Genomic DNA, 24,941 nt, shown 5'->3' with positions numbered 1-24,941 from the left:
TTGGAAGGAAAATAAAAATGCCAGAATTACCCGAAGTTGAAACTGTTCGCAAAACTTTACAACCACTTTTAACTAATCATAAAATTATTGGTGTTAGAATTCTTTTAAATAAAATTATCAAAACACCAAGTATTGAACAATTCACAAAACAAATTATTGGACAAACAATTAATGATGTTCAAAGAGTTGGTAAGTTATTAATATTTATATTAGATGATTATGTATTATTAAGTCATTTACGAATGGAAGGAAAATATTATTTTCAACAAAATAATCAATCAATAAATTGAAAACATGTCTTATTAATATTAGAATTAGACAATAAATACGAATTAAGATATCATGACACAAGACAGTTTGGAACCTTTCATTTGCAAACTAAAAATGAATATCAAAACATAAAACCTTATATTAATATTGGTCCAGAACCTTTTAATAAAAATGTTACTGCTGAATATTTAAAAAATAAATGAAAAAATAAAAGTCAAAGTATTAAAGCAACATTATTAGAACAAAATGTTATGAGTGGTTTAGGAAATATTTATGCAGATGAAGTATTATTTTATGCTAGTATTCATCCGCAAAGTATTACTAAAAGTTTAACACTTAAACAATTATGAGAAATCATTAATAAAGCAAGATTTGTGCTTGATAAATCAATAAAACTTGGTGGATCAACAATTAGTAGTTATACTTCAAGCCTTGGTGTAACAGGTTACTATCAACAAGAATTACAAGTTCATACTAGAGCAAAAATGCCTTGTTTTAAATGCCATACTATTATTAAAAAAATAAAAATAAACCTTCGTGGAACTTACTTTTGTAATCACTGTCAAATTAAATATTAACTGTGGAAAACTCAAAAGTATATATTAATAAAGAATATTTTTAATAAAAAAAGTGGAATAAATGTGGATAAGTATGTGTTTTAATCATTTCACTTTATTTATATTCTTTATGTGCATATAATTATCATACCATGAAAGAAATGGATAGTAAAAAGAAAGTTAGGGAATGAATATGAACAGAACAATAAATGATATTGATATTTTTAAGTTGAACCAATCAGAATATATTAGTAACGAAGATTACCAAATTTTATTTATGTTATATCAACCAATAATTGGTATTGAAGCAATAAATTTATATTTAACTTTAGTTCAAGAAAAGTTATTAACAAAACGTATTAATCTTGATTTCAATCATGGACGAATTAAATCTTTATTAAAAATAACTTCCACTCAATTACTTGTTGCTTTCCAACAACTTGAATCTGTTAACCTTATCAATACTTACTACTATTCTTTAAAATCTACTTACATTTATCAATTGTGTTCTCCCTTATCTGCTGATGATTTTTTTGCTAATACCCATTTAAACTCAGAACTACTTAAACAATTAGGAACTTTAAATTATGAAAGACAAAAATTTTATTTTTTGAAAAATGATATTGAAATTACAGAAAATTATGTTAATATTACTCAACAGGAAAATACTATCCCTCAATCTTTAAAATTAAAAACAGCACTTAATAATATTTATGTTAAACAAGAGCAAACATCAATTTCTAGACCAATTTATTCATTTCAAAATAAAAATCAAATTAATACTATGAAAGTTAATTTAAATTCTAATGGTAATACAATTATATCTAAAGATAATTCTGATGTTATTAATACCACATTAAATTTAATGCAACAAAAATTACCTGAAGAATATTTAAAAAATTTAACTGGTAAAATACCAACTGATAAATTAAAAACAACATTAGAAATATTAACTAATAACTTTCAATTAAATAATGCTGTAATTAACTGCTTAATTGAATATGTTTGATTTAAAAATAATAAACGTTTAGAACCAAACTATATTATTAAAATTGCTGAAACCTTTCAAGAAAATCAAATTAATAGTATTGATGATGCTTTATCTCATTTAAAACTTGCTTATGCTCGTAGCAAAAAAAATCCACAGCAACAATTTCAACAAGAATCATTATGATCTACTACAGAACAATCAACAACAAATAATTTCAATAAAAAATTAATTAAAAAATATAAGGTTGATAATATTAAAAAAGATATAAAATTAACTCAAGAAGAAATAAAGAATATTTTAAAGGAATTTGATGCCCATTAATTTAATTATTAAAAGACACTATTATTAAGTAAGGAAATGATTATCATGAAACTTAAAGCGACAACTATCTTAAAAGAAAACATTAACAATGCTGAACTTCATGACTTTATTAAAAAAAACAACTTAACTAACAGCAAACTAGAACCATATGTTGATTTATTAAAAACTTATATTGATAGCTACAATTTATGTAAAAAACGAGAGAATCTTAGCAAATGTCTACAAAATGTTAAAGGATATCGTTATAAACTAGTAATGTTACCTAATCAAAAAATAAGTTTAGTACTAACGGATTGTCTTCATTCTATTAATAGATCTGTCCAACAACAAGTACATAATAATTTTTTAATTAAATACTATGATGATAAACTTTTATCACTTTCATGAAGTAAAAATTTTAATGCCTCAACTAATGCAAGAAAAGAAATCATCCAGTATTTACATCAATCTTTAAAACACAAAAGTTATCAAGGTTTATACTTATATGGTGACACAGGTAGTGGCAAAACTTTTATTTTTATCTTATTTGCAAATAAATTAATTCAAAAAAATCAAACTGTTTGTTTTATTGTATGACCTGAATTTGTTATGGACATTAAAAAAAGTTTTAAAAATGATACTGATACTAATCAGCAAATTGAACAATTAAAATCATGTGACTTATTATTTATTGATGATTTAGGCGGTGAAACTGTTAGCGCTTGAGAGCGTGATGAATTATTATTTAGTATTCTTAATGCACGAATTTTACCATTAAAAACTACATTTATTAATTCTAACTATAGTATTAGTGAACTATATCAACATTATTATTTAAAAAATAGTAAATCAGAAGAAATTAAAGTTAAACGTTTATTAGAACGTATTCAAACTTTAACTATACCAATTGAATTAACTATTGAAGAATCACAAACTACCATTGAAAATAATATTAATATTGACAATATTAATAATGAAATAGAATATATACCAATATAAATTTCATAAAAAAATAAAAGGGAGATTGTCAAAAATCCGGAATAAATTAATTCATATAGTCTTATTATTATGTTAGACAAGAAATAATTTGGATTTTTATGAAATTGTACTTAAATAATATAATTTTTTTAAATTTATTGCAACTAAAATACTTATAATTAAGTTTGTTAAATGTTAAACTTATGAAATAAAATTAAGGAGAATTTAAAGATGACAATTAAAGCACTTAAAAAATTACAGTTAATAACTGTATTACTATTTATTTTTAGTATTTTAATTATGACTATAGGTTTAACTCTTATAGGTTCTTGTGATTATCATTCTCATATTTATAATTTATTAACAAAAAAACATATAAATCTAGAAAAAAATGGATTTGGAATATTAAGTACAACCAGTATAATCCATATTTTAGGTTGTTCTCCGAAATTTGTATGTTCAATAACTAATTGTAATGGAAATTATTATAATTGAATTCAAGGGTGGTTGTCAAAGTTACGAAATAATTTATTATCATATTAGTAACTTATTTCCAAAAATGAATTATTTGAAAAATAATGAAAATTAGATAAAATTACTCTCTTTAACCCTTAAATTTAAATTTATATTCGACGTATTTTAAAAAATATACATTTAAAAAAATAAAAATTATTCTCAAAGTTATTAAGGAAAAAGACAAGAAATAATCTTGTCTTTTTTTTGTAATTGTAAAATTTTAAAATTTTTAATAACCGTCTTTAACGCTATTATCAACACGTGTTAGGGAACTAAAAAAGTGAACTACAACACAGTTGTTAAAAATAGTAGCTAGAACATGTGGACTTGCATGGATAAATAAAAAGTGGAGTGATACCTAATAAAATATACTAACCATTTAATGGTAATTCTTGGGGTGGGAGCGAATTGGAAACTAGTATATATAGACCTGTTGTAGGGACCTATTGTATTAATTCTATTCTTTATTTAACCAACCTTGCCACCCCCCAGTGAGCAAGTGTTGGTTTTATTTTTTATTTTTTTTGAAAAATTTTTTGGGCGAGAAAATAAATTTCAAACTTGTAAAAAAAATTGAGCGGGACCGGTTCAATTAAAGTATTAATTTGTTAAACGCAAATTAAATAAATATTGAATCGAATGCCTCAATGTTTTTTTAAAATTTCACAATTTATTTTTGAGCCCATAATTACTGGAATGAATAAAACGAATAGTATTAATAATATAAAAATCAAAATATATGTTCTTTATGCTAGAAGCAACAGAACATATTAGGAAAGGATTATTATGGCAATAGAAATTCTTGATTATGAAGCACTAAGAAAGATTGATAAAAAAATTAAAAAAAGAAGAAAAAGATGTGTTGAATGTAATGAATTATATGAAGATGACAAAATCAATATGCTTTATCACTTTAAAACAGAATTAGAAGCAGAACAACATGATATTAGAAAATTTGAAGATGATTATGATATTGATGAACATTTGGATTATACAAAACCATTTGGATATGTTTGTGATTGATGTAGAAGTGATTAATTATGCAAAAAAAGTATTTTTGTTGAACATGTAAACAACATAAATTAGATTATTTATTCTTTAATACTGATGATATAAAAACAAGAAAATATTTTTTAAGAGATAACAATAATAAAGCAATTTGTTATGACTGTATTTTAAATATTAGGTTAAGTAGGAGGTATAAATATGGATAAAGAATATTTAACTAAAAGAGGAACGATTTACATAACGGACAGTGATGATATTGAATTTAAAATAGGACTAATTAAACTGATTGATGATTTAAAAAAAGATAATTTAGTTTGTGGTCATAAAGAATTTATTGAAGAATGTAAATATTGTTGATGTAATTGTGATTTAGAAATTATTAAAACAGTTATTAGAGGTTAACTTAATTAATGCAATATGATTTAATTATTGGAATTGACCCAGCAGGAATTGGTAATAATGGAATTGTTATATATTCAAATGAAACTAATAATATTATTTTTAATGAAACATTCAATACATTAACTGTTTTATGGACTAAAAATATGTATAAAGAAAAATTGCAATTAATTAAAGAAAAATTTATTGATAAAAAAATATTAGTTATTGTAGAAAATTTCTTTTTAAGTTCAAAACAATTATTAACTAATCCATTATCAACTCCTAAAATTATCGGTGCATTAATGGTATTAGTTCAAGATGTTTTTAACTGAGATTATTTCGCAAGTCACCCAAAAAATAAAAATAAAATAGAAAATTATAAAGGAAATATAAAATTAACAAAACATGAACAAGATACTTATAAGCATATTCAATATTATTTAAAAAATCATAAAAAAATATTAATTTTTGATAATTATTTAAGGAAATTATAAAAATGAAAGATAAAGCAAATTATGTCAAATTAACAGTAAAACTAAGTAACACTATTGAAGCAAAATATTACGAAAAAGGTAATAAGGAATTATATTAGGTGGTTGGGGTGGTTGGCCCTTAATTACTGGACCATTTTTGATATAAAATTCTAAATTTTAATTTGTAAAATTGGTGGTTTTAGAAATTTAGAATGTATTCTTTCATAATTATAAAACATAACATATTGATTTACATCATTTATAGCTTCATTGATGGATAAATATTGATTTGATCCTTTAGGTAGTCATTCTTGAGATAAATGAGAAAATCAGTTTTCAGATAATACATTACCACCAATATCATAAGGTTGTTTTTTGCTTAAAATTATTTGTTTATCCTCTGCTCATTTTGTGATATCCTGACAATAAAATTCGTTGGCGTTATCTGAATGTAAAATAACATTTTTTACTTGATTTCAAGAAAATTGTTTGTTGATTTTTTCAAGAGCAGGAAGAATTAAATCCTGATATGATTTATTAGGAGCAATATTATAACTAACAACATTATTTGAATAAAAATCAATAATTACAAAAAGATATAATCATCCTTCTTTAGTATTTATTTGTTTAGTGTCCATTGATCAAATTTGATTTGAAGAGGTTGTACTTTTATAATCTTTGTTTACTTTATCCATTGTAGGTATTCACTTATTTGGATTTTTTTTGTTTTTAGGATAGTTATTTTTAGTTTGTTTTAATCCTTGAATATTGTGTTCTTTCATAATTTTTCGCATTTGTTTTATTGATAATTCTATATTTAAAATGATATTTTTTTCTTGTTTTAATCACTCTTTAAAAGCTGAAAAAATTCTTAAATATCCATAAATTCTGCCTTTTCTTGTAGAATGAAATTCGATTAAAAGTTGGCATATTTTTTGATATTTATGATTGCATTTAATAATATGATTTTCTTCTTTTTTAATAGGTTTTTGTTTATTTTTTAAAAAGTAATATGTTGATCTGTTTAATTGAAGATATTGACATAGGTTTCTAATTGAATATTGATTTTTACAATCATCAATAATTTTAATTTTTTCTTTGATATTTAATTTGTTAATTACTAATGCTATTTGTTTAATTTTATCCATTAATAAAAATCCTTTCAGGTTAAAATTAGTGTTAATTATATAACACAATTGTTTTTAGAATACATTCAGGTTTTTTAAATTAATGGTCTAGTAAAAAGGGCTAAGTGGCAAGTGGCAAGTGGCAAATACTTTATTTGGTACTGGATTATTACATCATTTAGAAAAGTTTGCATATAGTCAAGTTGTAGCAAAAAGTAAGAAAAAATTAAAAAAAGGCAAAAATAAAATACAAAAAGAAATTGAACATATAACACATAAAAAAACAAAAAAACATACTCATCATTATAAACAAGCATTTTTTAAGGAATGATAAATTATGATTAATAAACTTTGAACTGGTGTCAGTCTAGAAAATTATAATAACTGATATCCATTAACTGGAAAAATTACAGAAACCCCACCACAATATATCAATACATGACCAAATGTTAATGATTGATTTAAAACTTTTGCTATTCTCGCGCAAAATGATATTAATGCTTATCTTGATTTTATTTTATCTAAATTTCCTTTTGATAGTTTTAAAGATGAATTAATTAAAGAAACATTAAGAGATATGGTTTATGTAATGGTTGAACATTGAGTATTTAATCGTACACCAATTGAATTTAATGTTGATGCTACTATTCAATTTAATAATGGTACTCAATTTAGTGCAAATAGTACTCCTACAATTAATGTTTGAGATTTAGCACCTAGTAGAATGAAAATATGAGCAAGATTAACAGAATTAAAACAAATATTTTCAAGTTATAATGATGATGAAATAGATGTTGAAAAAATTGACTTAAAAGTATTTTATACTAGAAATCAAGTTGATGAATTAATTGAACAACAAAAAGAATTTACATTATCAAAACAAATTAAATTATATGATGATTTAGTTGATGATAATGAAAATGAAATATATAGAGGTCCTGTTAGTAAATTTATTAATAAAGGTTATGTTGCAACTGATTATGATAAAGAAACTGAAACAATGATTTTAGATTGACCTGATGAAATTGGTACATTACCCCCCGAAGCATTACAAAATAATCCACAAATTGGTGATTATACGCATGCACCAACTTGTGATTTTTCTGCTAAACAACAAAAACGAATTACTACTAATGAAAATGAAATTACCAAATTAAATACTGAATTAATTAAAGCAAATGAAAATATTAATGATGTTAAAAATAATTGATTTAATATTGAAACTAGTCCTTTATGAAAGAAAGTTAAAAATGAAAATATTAAAACAGATACATGATATATTATTGATTGAACATATTATTTTATTGATAGTAAACAACTTATTATAAGTAATAATAAATTAACTAAATCTAATATAAGAATTACTAATGGTCAAATAGAACAAAAACAAATAATAATTGAAAATATTGATATTAATATTGACAAAGTAACATTATTATATGATGTTGATTTAATAAAGTTTATTGCTACTAATAGCACAAAAAAATATACACCAATAATTCATAATATATATCAATATCAAGGAACTGGTACACCAATTGAATTTATAGCAGAAGATAGTATTGATAATGATTATTATACAAAGCAAGAAACTAATGACTTATTAAATAAAAAACAAGATAAATTAATTGCTGGTGAAAATATTAAAATTGAAAATAATGTTATTAGTACTACTAGTAGTGGTGGTGAATCATTATGAGAAGTTAATAAAGATAATCCTAATTTTATTAATTCAAAAGATGATAAAGGTATTAGTGCTAATAATAAAAGAATTATTGATGTTGGAACACCTACTTTTGAAACTGATGCAACTAACAAAGAATATGTTGATAATAAAATACCAGATTTAACTAATTATTATAAAAAATCTGTTTTTATGAAAGGATATTTTACATATAAAGATGATAGAGACCAATTATGAATAAATGATAGTTCAAATAGTTCTCTTGCTATCTCATTATTGCTTAATAATACTTATGGAAGATTAGAAACTAATAATAAAAATATTGTTGGTGCTATTAATGAAATAAATAAAAAACAAGTTAAAGAAAATTGAAAAGTAATAGGTAAAAGTATAAAAAATCGTAAATATGGTGATTTTAATCTTGCTTTTAATACTCTTTATAGAGTAATTATTACATGGGAATCTCCACCATTTCATCAAGTAAATACAAGAATAACAGTAGAATTTAAAACAGGTAATTATTTAGGTGGAATACATGGAAGTAAAATATTTCTTACAAAAGGTTTAATTAATAATGAAGAAGGTATTTTATATTTACAATTATTAGATATTAATAAATGACAATTAATTTTAGAAGGTGGAAATGAAAAATATGCAAATATTTTTTCATTAGAAGAATTACAAAATACAGTTAAAGTAGATATTATTCAACCTATAAAAATTACAAGTCATACTTTAAAAATAAATGAATTAAAAAATAATGAGATTAATATTGAATTACCAAATACTCCAACATCAACTCCAAATATTTCACAATGAAAAGAAGTAGGAGAAGTTATAACAGATAAAAATAATAATAATCAAAATTTTATAAAATATATATTTAAAGATAAAACACATTATAGAATATATATAAGTTATGGTGATTATACAAGTAAAGAAAATAATAAAAATTATAGTTGACAAATAATTAATTTTTATTATCAATTAGATACAAGTGTTGTAAAAAGTAGTTTATGAATAGCGAATAATAACAATAACCAACAAACTGAAATTAATATTTATAACAATAGAATAATGTGGGGTATGGGTAGAGATTATATTTTTAAAAAATTAGAAGAATTACAGGAATAAGATTATGTTTTTTAAAATTATAAAAATTATTTTAGGTTTAATTGGAGTTTTATTATCTTCTGCTGTTGCTGGTTTAATTATATTTATTATTGTAAAAATTGTATTAAAAATTAATCAAATTTTTTAAAAAGGTGGTGAATATTATGTTAGGTAGATTTTTTAGAAAAGATAAAAATAATATTAATGATAATCAAGGTGAAAAATTAAAATTTTTAACTAATAAAAATAAAAGTACTCATGCTTCAATTTTAAATTATTTTGGTTTTAATGATTTTAATCATGAAACTTATTTCACTGATTTTGTAGCAGAAAATAATGCTAATTTATATAATGTTCCATTAGAAATAAATAATGAAACTATTAAACAATATTTAATTCAACAAGAATTTTATAGAAAAAATTGAAATTCTATTTTTAAATTAAGTAAATTAGGAATTAGTGGTTGTTTAATTTTTATTGCTAATGATGACTTATATTTTCAAGTAGTTGATATACAACAAAGAGTTTATGATATTACTGGTAAATTAATTCAATGTACTATTTTTTATGATAGTTATGAACAAAATGCAAAAATTGTAAGATTATTTGAAATTTATACATTAAATAATGAACAAGTAACTATTAATCGTGCAATTTATAGTATTAGTGATAATAAAAAACAATTTCCATTAGATTTTAAATCATACATTAATAATCCAAATTTAGAACAAAAACAAACACTAAATATTAATTATATACCAATAGCAATTATGCGAAATAAAGCAAATGAATTAGCAGATTGTAATAAAGTAATGGATAAAATTAAAGCATTAGATGTTATTTATGAACAAATTGTTTTAGATACTATTTTAAACTCACCTAAATTTATTTTTAATCAAACTTATGGTAATGTTCAATCAACATTAGAAGAAGCAGTAAGAACATTAGTTACTAAAAACTACATATTTAAAAGTGGCGGAGATAATAATGAACAAAACGAAAATATCAATATGACAAATAGTAATTTTAAAGGTAAAAATTTAACTGATATATACGATTGAAATGTTAATGAAATATTTAAACGTTGTGGTATTCATATACCAAGTCAAAAGAAATCTGCACAACAATCAGTTCCTGAAAGTACAGCTGTAAATATTTCAACTATTAATTATATTGAACAAAAATTATGACAATTTAATATTGATATTCTTAAATTTATTCAAATCTTAGTAAGCATAGATAAAGATTTATTAAATAGTAAAACATTTAATATTAATGATGAACAAGAAATTAATAATTTAACAGTTAAATTAAAATTATTTAACCCCGAAAATAACCAATTAATAGGAGAGAACAATGGAAAACAACAACAAACCACAAACGAAGTTTCCACAGAAACAAACTAAACTTAATCAAGCAGAAGTAGAAAATGATTATTTAATAGATAATATTCCTTATGACTTTACTAATATGATGAGTGCTACTAGTGACCCTGATATTAATAGAGCATATGATGAATTTAAAAAAAAGAACAATTTATATTTATGAAATTGAACGTTTATTTAAAAATAATGAAAATAATAGTTTAAGATTTTCAGCAAACACTATTAAAATAGGTTTTATTGATATTGATAAAGTATTAAAAACTATTGCTGTTGAAACATCAGACTTTACTATGCAATTAAATCAAAGAGCTAGCACAAATATTAATGATAATACTATTGAATATAGTATGACTGATATTAAAAATTTAATATTTCAAGAAATAAATTTATTAAATCAATTTAAGTTATATGCTGTATCTATTAATGAACCATTAACTGAAAATAATATTGATAATTTATATATCATTAATAATTATTCACAACCTTATCAAAATCCAAAAACAAGAAGTACTAAAAGTATTACTATTATTAAAATTAAAGATTTTAAAACAAGAGATGGTTATCCAATTATTATTAAATTACAAAAACCATTAGACAAAGATACCAAAGTAATTGGTTTAAAAATTAAAGCGCCTAGAAGCATGATTTTTGGGAATATAAAGGTACTTGGTGAAGTTGACAATATGGAAATATACCCAAAATTATTTGTTAAAGATAAGATAGCATTTCCGCTATTATCAATGCCTATTGAAACTCAACCAAAAGTTAGAATATTACAACAATGATTTAGTGAACAAATATTACCTTGAAATCTTGCAAAACAATTTATAGGACAAGAAAAATCAGTTTTAGATTTAATTGCTATTGGTGGGGGTAAAGAAACAAGAAAAGAAATTATTAATAATGCAAGAGTAACTAATGCTAAAATTGGTTATGATGTTACTAAAAATTTAAAAGTATGACCATTATCCGATGAAATAGAATTAAAAGATAAAAAATTAGAATCATGATTTTTAGTAGGTAACTATAATTTATTTATTTCTACAACTAATAAATTTCATGATGTTGAATTAGAAATAAAAGATAGACCACCAATTGATAGTTTACAAAAAGTATTATTAGATATGTTAACTTACACTTATACATATAATAGAAATTTTGATGGTGCATCTTTAAATCCAAATCAACCAAATGAGTTAGATAAATTACGTGCTAAATTTGAAGGACAAAAACCTGATGAAGTAATTAGTAATTTATTTAAACAATGAGAACTTGATTATCCAAATTACATAAAATTACCACAAATACAAATTTTTAAACAAATAATAATTATGTTATCAAAATATATCTATTCTAATATGTCAATTAATAAAGGTTTAAATGATGATTATAAATTATTATTACCTTATTATTTTGAATTAAAATCTAATCCTATACATACAGATACAGGTAAAATTTGAAATTTTAAAGATGCAAAAGTTATATTAAAATCTGAATATTTTGATTTTACAGATATTAATAATATTAAATTAAAAAATAATGACATTAGTCAAAATGAATTATTTAAACTTGATGATAACCAGTTTAATTGATTATCTATTACAAATGAATTAGAAAGTAATAATATTCCGTCATTAATTCCTGCTGATTGAACATTAGGTAATGGTGAGTATGGAAAGTATTTTACAAGAGCAATTATTAGTAACAATAAAATTGAAAATGCTTTAAATTTATACGGTTCAAATAAAGCTCAATTATTTTCTAAATTAGAATTTTATAAAGAAATTTCACAAATTGATAATAATGATGAATTTGAATTACAAATTGAAAATCCGATTAATAACTTAAATCGGATTGAAATTAGTGGAATATTTGGTGCTGGTAATTATGAATTAATTTTAATAACTGATAAACAAGAAATAAACTTACAAAATATTAATTTATTTGATAAATATAATGATAATATTTCTTATATAAATTTAGAAATTTAATTAACAAAATATCCTTCAGGATATTTACCATCTCATTTAAAATCATCACTTTCAGTTGGTTTATTTGCAAAATATAAATATATTATATTTGATGGGTCACTATCATTTTTATGTTCTCAAATTGTAGTATCTCCAAAAACTCATTCATGATTTGGTTTTAAAAATTTATTAAGTTTATTACTTTCATGGGTAAGCACCCCCCATGATTAATCCTATTGTTCCAGTTGTAGCACCAGTTAGTGCTAATGCTAATGTTATTTTACTTAAATTTGCTTTTATTCATGTTTTCATAATAAATTTCTCCTTATTATATTTTATAAAATTGTACAACTAATTGGACAATATTTATTATTGTTGGATTGTGTTTCATTTATTTCTTCTAAACTAATAGAATAATTATTTAAAACTAAGCGTGAATTTTTAAACAATACTTCATCATCATCACTTATTTCTAAATCATTAATTTTTTCTTTCGAAAAGTTTGACATTTCAATTTTATTAGCATCTGTTGTTTGTTTTTTATATTTATTTTGTAAATAATCACTTTTAGTTAAAATTTCATTATCCATAATTTTGTCTCCTTTATTAATACTTATGAAATTGTACAACATTTAGTTTTTTTATTGATTTTAGTTTTATTATTATTTATAGAATTTATTTGTTTATTTTCAGTTTCATTTAAATTTATACATTCTCATACTTCTTCATGATAGGTTACTGGCTGTCTAACTCCATTGATATTATCTACATATCATATTGTTGTATTATTTTTATTTATCTTCATATTAAAATTACTCCTTGTTTTTTATAAAATTGTACATGGCGGACAACATTTATTACCATATTTCATTTCAATAAATTGGTCTGAATTTATACTATATATATCATCAGTAGTAAATATTTGTACATCACAGTCTTTATTTACTTTTTGTAATTCCTGTTTAAATTTTAAAATTTCATTATCAATAAAATTAATTTTCATTAATGTGTCTTCTCTATTAATATTGAAATTTTCATTAAATGGATTCATACTTTTTTTTAATTTTTTTTTATTTTCTTTCAATGCGTTTATTTTATCTTGAATATTTTTAATTTGTGCATTCATATAAAAATTACTCCTTTTTTCCTTGATTTTACTTTTAAATTGTACTATTTTTGATTATTTTTACAAGTATACTTTTAAATGCAAAATAACGCTTAAATTAAAGGCGTTTATTTGGTGATACCTATACTATTAATTTTATATCACTTGTTTATTATATTGCAAATGTGAAGATGCTTTTTTTCACAGTATCATTATTTTGGTCATAATTACGTTTTTAAGTTGATATAGTGCATAAATAAAGTATTATTAGAAATATTTAAGATAGATAAATTAGGGAATTATTAAAAATTTTTAAAAAATAGATAGGAGAAATTAAACATGGAATTTAATTACAAATGAAATTATAGAGAACAATATTCTAAAATTAATAAATTAATTTTAGAGCATTTTAAAAATAAATGAGAAAAACGAGATTGAAGAATAAAAAATACAAGAGATAAAAATAAATATAAAATTGTTGATTATCAATATCGAACAAGAAAAACATTATATGGAATGGTAACTTATAAAAGAAGAATTTATGAATATTTTGATGAAAAATTACAAGAATGAGTTCGTATTTTTTTACTAGATGAAGAATTAGAATTACCTAAATATAAAAGAATTGGCGAAGATATTGAAGATACTATTATTGAAAATTTTGCAGATGGAAAAAGATATCGTGATATTTGTGCTATTTGTAAAAAAGCAGGTATTAGTGTTAGTACTGTTCATAGAGTTTTTAAAAATTTCGAAATAGTTGAAGCAAATCCAGTAAAAGTAAAATTAGAAAAAAATCAACCTATTTTTGTAGCAATTGATGATGGTCATAGAAAATTTTGAAATTTTAAACGTAAAGGCACAAAACATTCTATGAGATTAATAGTAACATATACAGATAATATTAATCACAAAGTACAAAATAAAAGAGTAAAAGCGATTATTAGACCAACAAAAACAAAAATTGGAGTTAAAAAAACTGCTGAATTTGTTAAAGAACATTGTCAAAAATTTTATGAAAACGTTGAACAAGCAAAAGTTATTATTTGTGGTGATAGTGCAGGATGAATTAAAGAAGTTGCTGATTATTTAGGTGCACAGTTTGTTTTAGATAAATTTCATTTAATTAGAACACTATATCTTGGAATAATGGCTGGAAATAAAGAAAAATATTTAGAAGAATATAATCACTGTAAAAATTTAATTAATAATGGTCAATATGATGAATTAATTAACTATTTATATAAAGAATTAGATAATCATAAAAAATTAAAGAAACAGTATTTTAAAAATAATAAACAAGGTATTGAAAATCAAGGTGCAAAGTGAAATATTGGTTGCTTTACTGAAACTAATATTTGACACGTTTTAAAAGAAATGCTTGGTAATAGAACATATAATATTAGTATTTACATTAAAATGGTTATTTTTAAATGTAATAAGATAAATTTAGAAACATAATTTAATGAATGTAATAATTACTTATTATTTCACAATTTGCAATAGCATCTCAAAAATTATTATTTTTTATTTTTCTTTTTAAACCAATAATAAAGAATGTTAATGACAAAATTATAGACACAAAAATTGGAACTACAATTGTAGAAAAGATAACTGCAATTTTTAACCATAATAAAGAATAACTATAAGAATTATGAATAATATAACAACTTCCAAAATTTTTAAGGCAAATATTATTATTGGTTAATATGTAATATCAACTATACTTACTTCATAAAGTAAAACCGTTATATTCATATATTAAAGGTTTTGTATTTTTAAATAAATTATTGTTTTTAACAGTTACTACTTCTTTTCCATGAAATAAACCTAGTAATAATAGTAAAGTAATCACAATTAAAATAGTTAAAACAAATAATAATACAGTTATTAACTGTAATTTTTTAAGTGCTTTAATTTTCATTTTTAAATTCTCCTTAATTTTACTTCATAATTTTAACACTTACTAAACTTAATTATAAGTATTTTAGTTGAAATATCTTTTAAAAAAAAGTAATATAAAATCACAATTTCATAAAAATCCAAATTATTTCTTGTCTAAATGATAATAAAGACTATATGAATTAATTTATTCCGGATTTTTGACAACCTCCCTGAATTCAATTACAAATTGGAGTGATTTTTTGTCTAATTTTAGTACCAATTTTAATAATTATAATTTTATCATTAACTTTTTTCATTATTGGTTTAAAAGTAAAAATAAAAAATAATAATTTTTGAGATGCTATTCAAAATTGTGAAATAATAAGTAACTATTACATACATTAAAACTATGTTTCTAAATTTATCTTATTACATTTAAAAATAACCATTTTTACATAAATCAAAATATTATATGTTCTATTACCAAGCATTTCTTTTAAAACATGTCAAATATTTGTTTCTGTAAAGCAACCTTTATTTCAAACTGCTCCTTGATTTTCAATACCTTGTTTATTATTTTTAAAGTATTTTTTCTTTAATTTTTTATGATTATCTAATTGCTTATATAAATAATCAATTAATTGTTCATATTGACCATTATTGATTAAATTTTTGCAATGATTATATTCTTTTAAATATTTTCCTTTATTTCCAGCCATTATTCCAAGATATAATGTTCTAATTAAATGGAATTTATCTAAAACAAACTGTGCACCTAAATAATCTGCCAAATATTTAATTCATCCTACACTATCACCACAAATAATAATTTTTGCTTGTTCAATGTTTTCATAAAATTTTTGACAATGTTCTTTAACAAATTCAGCAGTTTTTTTAATTCCAATTGCTGAATTTGTTGGCCTTATAATTGCTTTTACTCTTTTATTTTGTACTTTGTGATTAATATTATCTGTATATGTTACTATTAATCGCATAGAATGTTTTATACCTTTACGTTTAAAATTTCAAAATTTTCGGTGACCATCATCAATTGCTACAAAAATAGGCTGATTTTTTTCTAATTTTACTTTTACTGGATTTGCTTCAATTATTTCAAAATTTTTAAAAACTCTATGAATAGAACTAAGACTAATATTTGCTTTTTTTATAATATCTCAAATATCTCTGTATCTTTTTCCATCAGCAAAATATTCAATGATAGTTTGCTCAATATCTTCACCGATTCTTTTATATTTTGGTAGTTCTAGTATTTCATCAACTAAACAAATACGAACTCATTTTTGTAATTTTTCATCAAAATATTCATAAATTCTTCTTTTATAAGTTACCATTCCATATATAATTTTTCTTGTTCGATATTGAAAATCAACAATTTTATATTTCTTTTTATCTCTTGTATTTTTTATTCTTCAATCTAGTTTTTCTCATTTCTTTGTTATATATTCTAAAACTAATTTATCAATTTTTTCATTTTGTTCTCTAAAATTTCATTTATAATTAAAACTCATATTTAACTCTCCTAATCTTTTTTTATACTAATTATTATTAATTTTAAATTTCATAAATTTAAAGTGTTAAAATATGGTAAATTAAAATTAATAATCTATTTTGTTTTATTTTATCCACATTAATCCACATAAGAACGTAATTTTTATTAAAATAATGCTTCTTCAAAAAAAGTATCTTCACATTTGCCATATAATAAATAAGTTACATATAATTAATAGTATAGGTATCATAAAATAAAAGCCTTTAATTTAGGCGTTATTTTGCATTTAAAAGCATACTTGTAAAAATAATCAAAAATAAGTACAATTTAATCATTAAAGTTTAAAAATAAGGGAGTAATTGAATAATGAAAAAGAAAAAGGAAAAATGTTGTTGATATTGAGATAAATTTTGTGGAGTTTGTTCTCAACATTGATGTGATTGAGAATTAAATGATGAAAATTGATGTTGTGAAGATTGTGTAAAATCACTAGAAGAATTTGAAATGGAGAAAAATTAAAATGAAAACATGAATAAAAACAAATTTAAATAAAATAACATTAGCATTAGCACTAACTGGTGCTACAACTGGGACAATAGGATTAATCATGGGGGGGATGCTTACCCATAATCTTAGTGGACTTAAATATTATTTAAATTCATATAAAGAACCTATAATGGGTGTTCAGAAAATATGAATGTCAGACATTCATGGTATTTCAGTTTCTATAAAAAGTGAATTTAAAATATACTTTGCTGACAATCCTAAAAAAACAAAATTTTATAATGGTGGAGATACTATTGAAAGAATAGATATACCATGAGATGGCAATTATCCATATGGTTATTTTAATAAATAACATTTAAATTTCTAAATTAATATAAGAAATATTTTCATTATATTTGTCAAATAAATTAATATTAGTTAAGTTTATTTCTTGTTTGTCAGTTATTAAAATTAAATAATAATTACCAGCACCAAATATTCCACTAATTTCAATCCGATTTAAATTATTAATTGGATTTTTAATTTGCAATTCAAATTCATTTTTATTATCAATTTGTAATATCTCTTCATAAAATTCTAATTTAGAAAATAATTGAGATTTATTTGAACCATATAAATTTAAAGCATTCTCAATTTTATTGTTACTAATAATTACTCTTGTAAAGTATTTTCCATATTCGCCATTTCCTAATGTTCAATCTGCTGGAATTAATGACGGAATATTATTGCTTTCTAATTCATTTGTAATAGATAATCAATTAAATTGATTATCATCAAGTTTAAATAATTCATTTTGGACATATTCCGTAATTAAATTTAATTAATTGTCAATAAAATTGTTTTAAAACTATTTAGTGTTATTGAATATAGAAATAAATATTTTTTGAAAAAATAGTTTAAAAAATGAGTTTACATTTTAAACAAAAAATTGTTAATAATATTTTTATATTAACTCGATAAAAATTTAAATTTTAAAAAAATATTTTTAATATTTTTTTTATTTTAATGGTTTTATTTTATTAAAAATTTCACAAAGTAAGTTAAATCTTAAGTACATAAGTCTAAATTTAGATTTTCTACATTTATTTACTAAAATTTTGAATCTTTTCAATCAAGCAAAGACATGTTCAACTTTAATTCTAATTTTAGATACAATCTTATTGTATTTTCTTTCTTGTTTAGTTAATTTTTTATTTTTAGTTCTTTTAATTGGTATTATTGTATTTTTATAAATATTTTGTATACCTTGATATCCTAAATCACCAATAATTATTGTTTTTTCTGAAAATTCAAGATTTGAATTTTTTAATATTTGAAAATCATGCACTTTACCATTATCAGCAAAAATATCAACAATTTTTTTATTAAAAAAATCATATACAATTTGAAATTTTATAGAATACATTCAACTTTTACCAGAAAAATATTCTAACTGTAGTTTTTTTTAGTTGGTCTTTCAATTTCAATCTCAGTTGAATCAATTAAATAAAATTGAAATTCATTTGAATTTTCTTGTTTTTTATCAATTTTTAATTTATATCTTTCTTTTAAAAATTGGTAATCTTTGTGGTTACTAAGTTTATTTTCTACTCAAGTAATATTTCGAAAACAACTTGATGGGCTCATTTTAGATTTAATACTCATTTGAAAAAAAGTATAATATTCTTTTCAGTATAATAAAGTCATCATTAATCTTTCTTCTACTGAAAGTTTATTTTTTCGACCTTTATTTTTTTCTAATTTTTCTATTTCAATTAATTTTTCTAACATTTCATTAAAATGAAAACGTTTTATACCAAAATATCTGTAAAATTCTTCTTTTTTTAATTTTTTTAAATTTTCAAAAATCATTTTTATCAACACTTTTCTAAATTTATTGTTAATAACAAAATTATAAAATAAATTTTAAAATTATTAATTGACTTTTAAAAAATTTAATTACGGAATATGTCTTTTGACTAATATCATTATTTTTTAATTTAATATTATTCATATCTGTAAAATCAAAATATTCAGATTTTAGTATTACTTTTACATCTTTATATTTTCAACTATCATCCTTATTAGAATGTATAGGATTTGATTTTAATTCAAAATAATAAGGTAATAAAATTTTATTATCATCATTTAGACCTTTATTTATTGATAATGTTGAATAAATATACTTTGATAACATAATAAATACTTGTTTAAATATTTTAACTTGTTGCAAATTTATGTAATTTGGATAATCAAGTTCTCATTTTCTAAATAAATTAGTAATAACTTCATCAGGTTTTTGACCTGAGAATTTATCACGTAATTTTGCTATTTCATTTGTTGGTTTACCTTTATCATCATAATCTGCGCCATCAAAATTACGATTATAATTATAGGTATAACTTAGCATATCTAATAATAATTGTTGTAAGCTATCAATAGTTGGTGCATCTTTAATTTCAATTTCAATATCATTAAATTTATTATTAGTTGCAATATAACTATAAAATTGACTTTCACCTACAAAATCTCAAACTTCTTTATCCTTTAATTCTTTTTGACTTTTTAATGGTCATTTACCACCTAAAACATTACTAAACTCATATCCTAATCAAGCATGAGTTATTCTTGCATTATTAATAACTTCTCTTCTTGTTACAGAACCACTACTAATTTTAATTAAATCTAAAACTGATTTTTCTTGTCCAATAAATTGTTTTGCTAAATTTCAAGGTAGTATTTGTTCACTAAATCATTGTTCTAATATTCTAACTTTTGGTTGAGTTTCAATAGGCATTGATAACAGTGGAAATGCTATCTTATCTTTAACAAATAACTTTGGGTATACTTCCATATTGTCAACTTCACCAAGTACCTTTATATTGCCAAAAATCATGCTTCTAGGGGCTTTAATTTTTAAACCTGTTACTTTGGTATCTTTATCTAATGGTTTTTGCAATTTAATAATGATTGGATAACCATCTCTTGTTTTAAAATCTTTAATTTTAATAATAGTTATACTTTTAGTACTTCTTGTTTTTGGATTTTGATAAGGTTGTGAATAATTGTTAATGATATATAAATTATCAATATTATTTTCAGTTAATGGTTCATTTATAGACACAGCATATAACTTAAATTGATTTAGTAAATTTATTTCTTGAAAAATTAAATTTTTACAGTAATTATATTCAATAGTATTATCATTAATATTTGTACTTGCTCTTTGATTTAATTGCATAGTAAAGTCAGATGTTTCAGCAGCAATAGTTTTTAATACTTTATCAATATCAATAAAACCAATTTTAATAGTATTTGCTGAAAATCTTAAACTATTATTTTCATTATTTTTAAATAAACGTTCAATTTCATAAATATAAATTGTTCTTTTTTTAAATTCATCATATGCTCTATTAATATCAGGATCGCTACTAGTTCGCATCATATTAGTAAAGTCATAAGGGATATTATCAATTAAATAATCATTTTCTACTTCTGCTTGATTAAGTTTAGTTTGTTTCTGTGGAAACTTCGTTTGTGGTTTGTTGTTGTCTTCCATTGTTCTCTCCTATTAATTGGTTATTTTCGGGATTAAATATTTTTAATTTAACAGTTAAATTATTAATCTCTTCTTCATCATTAATATTAAATGTTTTACTATTTAATAAATCTTTATCAATTTTCACTAATATTTGAATAAATTTAAGAATATCAATGTTAAATTGTCATAATTTTTGTTCAATATAATTAATAGTTGAAATATTTACAGCTGTACTTTCCGGAACAGATTGTTGTGCTGATTTCTTTTGACTTGGAATATGAATACCACAACGTTTAAATATTTCATTAACATTTCAATCATATATATCAGTTAAATTTTTACCTTTAAAATTACTATTTGTCATATTGATATTTTCGTTTTGTTCATTATTATCTCCACCACTTTTAAATATGTAGTTTTTAGTAACTAGTGTTCTTACTGCTTCTTCTAATGTTGATTGAACATTACCATAAGTTTGACTAAATATAAATTTAGGTGAATTTAAAATTGTATCTAAAACAATTTGTTCATAAATAACATCTAATGCTTTAATTTTATCCATTACTTTATTACAATCTGCTAATTCATTTGCTTTATTTCGCATAATTGCTATTGGAATATAATTAATATTTAATATTTGTTCTTGTTCTAAATTGGGATTATTAATGAATGATTTAAAATCTAATGGAAATTGTTTTTTATTATCACTAATACTATAAATTGCACGATTAATAGTTACTTGTTCATTATTTAATGTATAAATTTCAAATAATCTTACCATTTGTGCATTTTGCTCATAACTATCATAAAAAATAGTGCATTGAATTAATTTACTAGTAATATCATAAACTCTTTGTTGTATATCAACGACTTGAAAATATAAATCATCATTAGCAATAAAAATTAAATAACCACTAATTCCTAATTTACTTAATTTAAAAATAGAATTTCAATTTTTTCTATAAAATTCTTGTTGAATTAAATATTTCGTAATAACTTTATTATTAATATCTAATGGAGCATTATATAAATTAGCGTTATTTTCTGCTACAAAATCAGTGAAATAAGTTTCATGATTAAAATCATTAAAACCAAAATAACTTAAAATAGAAGCATGTGTACTTTTACCTTTTAAAAAAGTTAATTTAGTTTTTTCTTCATTATTAGTGCTTTTATCTTTTCTTAAAAATCTACCTAACATAATATTCACCACCTTTTTTTTAAAATATTTGATTAATTTTTAATATAATTTTGACAATAATAAATATAATTAAACCAGCAGTTGCTGATGATAGAATTACTCCAATTAAACCTAAAATAATCTTTATAATTTTAAAAAACATAATATTATTCCTGTAATTCTTCTAATTTTTTAAAAATATAATCTCTACCCATACCCCACATTATTCTATTGTTATAAATATTAATTTCAGTTTGTTGGTTATTGTTATTATTCGCTATTCATAAACTACTTTTTACAACGCTTGTATCTAATTGATAATAAAAATTAATTATTTGTCAACTATAATTTTTATTATTTTCTTTACTTGTATAATCACCATAACTTATATATATTCTATAATGTGTTTTATCTTTAAATATATATTTTATAAAATTTTGATTATTATTTTTTTTATCTGTTATAACTTCTCCTACTTCTTTTCATTGTGAAATATTTGGAGTTGGTGTTGGAGTATTTGGTAATTCAATATTAATCTCATTATTTTTTAATTCATTTATTTTTAAAGTATGACTTGTAATTTTTATAGGTTGAATAATATCTACTTTAACTGTATTTTGTAATTCTTCTAATGAAAAAATATTTGCATATTTTTCATTTCCACCTTCTAAAATTAATTGTCATTTATTAATATCTAATAATTGTAAATATAAAATACCTTCTTCATTATTAATTAAACCTTTTGTAAGAAATATTTTACTTCCATGTATTCCACCTAAATAATTACCTGTTTTAAATTCTACTGTTATTCTTGTATTTACTTGATGAAATGGTGGAGATTCCCATGTAATAATTACTCTATAAAGAGTATTAAAAGCAAGATTAAAATCACCATATTTACGATTATTTATACTTTTACCTATTACTTTTCAATTTTCTTTAACTTGTTTTTTATTTATTTCATTAACAGCACCAACAATAGTTTTATTAGTAGTTTCTAATCTATCATATCTATTATTAAGTAATAATGAAATAGCAAGAGAACTATTTGAAACATCATTTATTCATAATTGGTCTCTATCATCTTTATATGTAAAATATCCTTTCATAAAAACAGATTTTTTATAATAATCAGATAAATCTACTTTACCACCAGTAGCACTAATTTTATTATTTTCATCAATAGTTATATTAGTACCAGCAATTAATTTATCTTGTTTTTTATCTAATAAATTATTAGTTTCTAGTTTTGTATAATAATCACGTTCAGTACTTTCTTCTGCTATAAATTCAGTTGGTGCACCTTTTCCTATATATTGATATATTTCTTCTATATCACCAATTAAGTTAATTTTTCCACGTTCAGGGTAAGAATTACCTCCACCACTAAATTTTTTATTTCTATTGTTATAGTAAATAGTTCCGGTATTTAAAATTTTTTTATTTTGGATTTGTTCACTATACGTCATGGAATCAACATTTAACAATTCAAATTCATTAAAAACATTATTTAAATAAATTTTAATTACTTTATAAAATTTCATAAAATTATTTTCTGTTGAATATTGATAAATGATTTTAATAAAATATCATTTAAATGTTTCTATATTATTATTTTCAACTTTTTTTCATAAGGGACTAGTTTCAATATTAAATCAATTATTTTTAACATCATTAATATTTTCATTTGCTTTAATTAATTCATTATTTAATTTGGTAATTTCATTTTCATTTGTAGTAATTCGTTTTTGTTGTTTAGCAGAAAAATCACAAGTTGGTGCATGTGTATAATCACCAATTTGTGGATTATTTTGTAATGCTTCGGGTGGTAATGTTCCAATTTCATCAGGTCAATCTAAAATCATTGTTTCAGTTTCTTTATCATAATCTGTTGCAACATAACCTTTATTAATAAATTTACTAACAGGACCTCTATATATTTCATTTTCATTATCATCAACTAAATCATCATATAATTTAATTTGTTTTGATAATGTAAATTCTTTTTGTTGTTCAATTAATTCATCAACTTGATTTCTAGTATAAAATGCTTTTAAGTCAATTTTTTCAACATCTATTTCATCATCATTATAACTTGAAAATATTTGTTTTAATTCTGTTAATCTTGCTCATATTTTCATTCTACTAGGTGCTAAATTATTTACAAATAGTTTGATGAAACAATTAAATTCAATTGGTGTACGATTAAATACTCAATGTTCAACCATAACATAAACCATATCTCTTAATGTTTCTTTAATTAATTCATCTTTAAAACTATCAAAAGGAAATTTAGATAAAATAAAATCAAGATAAGCATTAATATCATTTTGCGCGCGAATAGCAAAAGTTTTAAATCAATCATTAACATTTGGTCATGTTTTTATATATTGCTGTGGTGTTTCTGTAATTTTTCCAGTTAATGGATATCAGTTATTATAATTTTCAAGACTGACATCAGTTCAAAGTTTATTAATCATAA

30 protein-coding genes are annotated in these 24,941 nt (G+C 21.6%); 16 read left to right on the top strand and 14 right to left on the bottom strand.

From position 1 onward, the window contains the following. The first annotated feature begins 17 nt into the window (after nt 1–17). The 7 genes from mutM to AAHM89_RS02795 all read left to right on the top strand — a co-directional run bounded on the left by mutM (nt 18) and on the right by AAHM89_RS02795 (nt 5,495). Entirely contained in the window at nt 18–848 is an 831-nt protein-coding gene (gene mutM / locus AAHM89_RS02825; RefSeq protein WP_342266896.1) for a DNA-formamidopyrimidine glycosylase, read from the top strand. Nucleotides 849–1,014: 166 nt separating this feature from the next. After that, nucleotides 1,015–2,139 carry a DnaD domain protein gene (locus AAHM89_RS02820; RefSeq protein WP_342266895.1) on the top strand — a complete coding sequence of 375 codons (1,125 nt, stop codon included), beginning with the start codon at nt 1,015–1,017 and terminating at the stop codon, nt 2,137–2,139. A gap of 45 nt (nt 2,140–2,184) precedes the next feature. After that, nucleotides 2,185–3,117, top strand: coding sequence for an ATP-binding protein (locus AAHM89_RS02815; protein ID WP_342266894.1), 933 nt, complete (start codon nt 2,185–2,187; stop codon nt 3,115–3,117). Between the two features lie 210 nt (nt 3,118–3,327). Continuing rightward, nucleotides 3,328–3,639, top strand: a complete 312-nt coding sequence (locus AAHM89_RS02810) for a hypothetical protein (protein ID WP_342266893.1) — start codon at nt 3,328–3,330, stop codon at nt 3,637–3,639. 759 nt (nt 3,640–4,398) lie between these two features. Further along, nucleotides 4,399–4,650, top strand: coding sequence for a hypothetical protein (locus tag AAHM89_RS02805; RefSeq protein WP_342266892.1), 252 nt, complete (start codon nt 4,399–4,401; stop codon nt 4,648–4,650). A 168-nt stretch (nt 4,651–4,818) separates the two neighbouring features. Further along, on the top strand, nt 4,819–5,022 hold the full coding sequence (locus AAHM89_RS02800; RefSeq protein ID WP_342266891.1) for a hypothetical protein: 204 nt from the start codon (nt 4,819–4,821) through the stop codon (nt 5,020–5,022). Nucleotides 5,023–5,030: 8 nt separating this feature from the next. Continuing rightward, a complete protein-coding gene (locus AAHM89_RS02795; RefSeq protein WP_342266890.1) occupies nt 5,031–5,495 on the top strand; it encodes a hypothetical protein in 465 nt (154 codons plus the stop codon). A 149-nt stretch (nt 5,496–5,644) separates the two neighbouring features. Here the strand turns inward: AAHM89_RS02795 and AAHM89_RS02790 are convergent, their stop codons facing one another. Further along, nucleotides 5,645–6,622, bottom strand: coding sequence for an IS3 family transposase (locus tag AAHM89_RS02790; protein WP_342265776.1), 978 nt, complete (start codon nt 6,620–6,622; stop codon nt 5,645–5,647). Nucleotides 6,623–6,740: 118 nt separating this feature from the next. Between AAHM89_RS02790 and AAHM89_RS02785 the strand changes: the two genes are divergently transcribed. The 6 genes from AAHM89_RS02785 to AAHM89_RS02760 are packed head-to-tail and all read left to right on the top strand — an operon-like array spanning nt 6,741 to nt 12,774. Next, nucleotides 6,741–6,935 (top strand): hypothetical protein, encoded by a 195-nt coding sequence (locus AAHM89_RS02785; RefSeq protein WP_342266889.1) that lies wholly within the window; start codon nt 6,741–6,743, stop codon nt 6,933–6,935. A gap of 3 nt (nt 6,936–6,938) precedes the next feature. Further along, nucleotides 6,939–9,419: a hypothetical protein gene (locus AAHM89_RS02780; protein WP_342266888.1), complete on the top strand. Its 2,481-nt coding sequence runs from the start codon at nt 6,939–6,941 to the stop codon at nt 9,417–9,419. Between the two features lie 4 nt (nt 9,420–9,423). After that, nucleotides 9,424–9,546 carry a hypothetical protein gene (locus AAHM89_RS02775; protein ID WP_255495889.1) on the top strand — a complete coding sequence of 41 codons (123 nt, stop codon included), beginning with the start codon at nt 9,424–9,426 and terminating at the stop codon, nt 9,544–9,546. A 16-nt stretch (nt 9,547–9,562) separates the two neighbouring features. Continuing rightward, on the top strand, nt 9,563–10,804 hold the full coding sequence (locus tag AAHM89_RS02770) for a hypothetical protein (protein ID WP_342266887.1): 1,242 nt from the start codon (nt 9,563–9,565) through the stop codon (nt 10,802–10,804). Then, nucleotides 10,755–10,964, top strand: a complete 210-nt coding sequence (locus AAHM89_RS02765; RefSeq protein ID WP_342266886.1) for a hypothetical protein — start codon at nt 10,755–10,757, stop codon at nt 10,962–10,964. Before AAHM89_RS02770 ends, AAHM89_RS02765 begins: the two co-directional genes overlap by 50 nt. After that, nucleotides 10,909–12,774 (top strand): hypothetical protein, encoded by a 1,866-nt coding sequence (locus tag AAHM89_RS02760; RefSeq protein ID WP_342266885.1) that lies wholly within the window; start codon nt 10,909–10,911, stop codon nt 12,772–12,774. The genes AAHM89_RS02765 and AAHM89_RS02760 overlap by 56 nt, the downstream gene beginning before the upstream one ends. On the opposite strand, the gene AAHM89_RS02755 is transcribed toward AAHM89_RS02760, so the two are convergent. From AAHM89_RS02755 to AAHM89_RS02740, 4 genes are all read right to left on the bottom strand, one after another. Continuing rightward, complete coding sequence (locus tag AAHM89_RS02755; protein ID WP_286642668.1) at nt 12,771–12,971, bottom strand: hypothetical protein; 201 nt, start codon at nt 12,969–12,971, stop codon at nt 12,771–12,773. The genes AAHM89_RS02760 and AAHM89_RS02755 overlap by 4 nt on opposite strands. A 117-nt stretch (nt 12,972–13,088) precedes the next feature. Next, a complete protein-coding gene (locus AAHM89_RS02750; protein ID WP_342266884.1) occupies nt 13,089–13,343 on the bottom strand; it encodes a hypothetical protein in 255 nt (84 codons plus the stop codon). Between the two features lie 23 nt (nt 13,344–13,366). Continuing rightward, on the bottom strand, nt 13,367–13,558 hold the full coding sequence (locus AAHM89_RS02745) for a hypothetical protein (RefSeq protein ID WP_342266883.1): 192 nt from the start codon (nt 13,556–13,558) through the stop codon (nt 13,367–13,369). Between the two features lie 21 nt (nt 13,559–13,579). Further along, the gene (locus AAHM89_RS02740) at nt 13,580–13,879 is read right to left on the bottom strand and encodes a hypothetical protein (RefSeq protein WP_342266882.1); all 300 of its coding nucleotides are present in this window, start codon (nt 13,877–13,879) and stop codon (nt 13,580–13,582) included. A gap of 318 nt (nt 13,880–14,197) precedes the next feature. On the opposite strand from AAHM89_RS02740, the gene AAHM89_RS02735 reads away from it, so the two are divergent. Further along, entirely contained in the window at nt 14,198–15,319 is a 1,122-nt protein-coding gene (locus AAHM89_RS02735; RefSeq protein WP_342266881.1) for an Mbov_0401 family ICE element transposase-like protein, read from the top strand. Nucleotide 15,320: 1 nt separating this feature from the next. Here the strand turns inward: AAHM89_RS02735 and AAHM89_RS02730 are convergent, their stop codons facing one another. After that, a complete protein-coding gene (locus AAHM89_RS02730; protein ID WP_342266880.1) occupies nt 15,321–15,782 on the bottom strand; it encodes a hypothetical protein in 462 nt (153 codons plus the stop codon). A 367-nt stretch (nt 15,783–16,149) separates the two neighbouring features. After that, on the bottom strand, nt 16,150–17,271 hold the full coding sequence (locus tag AAHM89_RS02725; protein WP_342266879.1) for an Mbov_0401 family ICE element transposase-like protein: 1,122 nt from the start codon (nt 17,269–17,271) through the stop codon (nt 16,150–16,152). Nucleotides 17,272–17,618: 347 nt separating this feature from the next. Here AAHM89_RS02725 and AAHM89_RS02720 point away from each other — a divergent pair, with 347 nt between their 5' ends. Further along, complete coding sequence (locus AAHM89_RS02720) at nt 17,619–17,771, top strand: hypothetical protein (protein WP_342266878.1); 153 nt, start codon at nt 17,619–17,621, stop codon at nt 17,769–17,771. Nucleotide 17,772: 1 nt separating this feature from the next. Continuing rightward, nucleotides 17,773–18,111, top strand: coding sequence for a hypothetical protein (locus tag AAHM89_RS02715; protein ID WP_342266877.1), 339 nt, complete (start codon nt 17,773–17,775; stop codon nt 18,109–18,111). Nucleotides 18,112–18,114: 3 nt separating this feature from the next. On the opposite strand, the gene AAHM89_RS02710 is transcribed toward AAHM89_RS02715, so the two are convergent. From AAHM89_RS02710 to AAHM89_RS02680, 7 genes are all read right to left on the bottom strand, one after another. Next, on the bottom strand, nt 18,115–18,288 hold the full coding sequence (locus tag AAHM89_RS02710; protein WP_342266876.1) for a hypothetical protein: 174 nt from the start codon (nt 18,286–18,288) through the stop codon (nt 18,115–18,117). A 468-nt stretch (nt 18,289–18,756) separates the two neighbouring features. Beyond that, a complete protein-coding gene (locus AAHM89_RS02705; RefSeq protein ID WP_339045908.1) occupies nt 18,757–19,164 on the bottom strand; it encodes a transposase family protein in 408 nt (135 codons plus the stop codon). A 23-nt stretch (nt 19,165–19,187) separates the two neighbouring features. Next, nucleotides 19,188–19,610: a transposase family protein gene (locus tag AAHM89_RS02700; protein WP_342266875.1), complete on the bottom strand. Its 423-nt coding sequence runs from the start codon at nt 19,608–19,610 to the stop codon at nt 19,188–19,190. A 40-nt stretch (nt 19,611–19,650) separates the two neighbouring features. Further along, the gene (locus AAHM89_RS02695; RefSeq protein WP_342266874.1) at nt 19,651–21,297 is read right to left on the bottom strand and encodes a hypothetical protein; all 1,647 of its coding nucleotides are present in this window, start codon (nt 21,295–21,297) and stop codon (nt 19,651–19,653) included. Continuing rightward, entirely contained in the window at nt 21,248–22,480 is a 1,233-nt protein-coding gene (locus AAHM89_RS02690) for a hypothetical protein (protein ID WP_342266873.1), read from the bottom strand. Before AAHM89_RS02690 ends, AAHM89_RS02695 begins: the two co-directional genes overlap by 50 nt. 19 nt (nt 22,481–22,499) lie before the next feature. Next, complete coding sequence (locus AAHM89_RS02685; protein WP_255495924.1) at nt 22,500–22,622, bottom strand: hypothetical protein; 123 nt, start codon at nt 22,620–22,622, stop codon at nt 22,500–22,502. Nucleotides 22,623–22,626: 4 nt separating this feature from the next. Then, nucleotides 22,627–24,939, bottom strand: coding sequence for a hypothetical protein (locus AAHM89_RS02680; RefSeq protein ID WP_342266872.1), 2,313 nt, complete (start codon nt 24,937–24,939; stop codon nt 22,627–22,629). Nucleotides 24,940–24,941: the final 2 nt, after the last annotated feature.

It is taken from the genome of Spiroplasma endosymbiont of Villa modesta (assembly GCF_964030925.1).
Lineage (GTDB): Bacteria > Bacillota_I > Bacilli_A > Mycoplasmatales > VBWQ01 > Spiroplasma_E.
The sequence above is the reverse complement of the archived record's forward strand: the minus strand, read 5'-3'. Positions and strand labels throughout refer to the sequence as shown.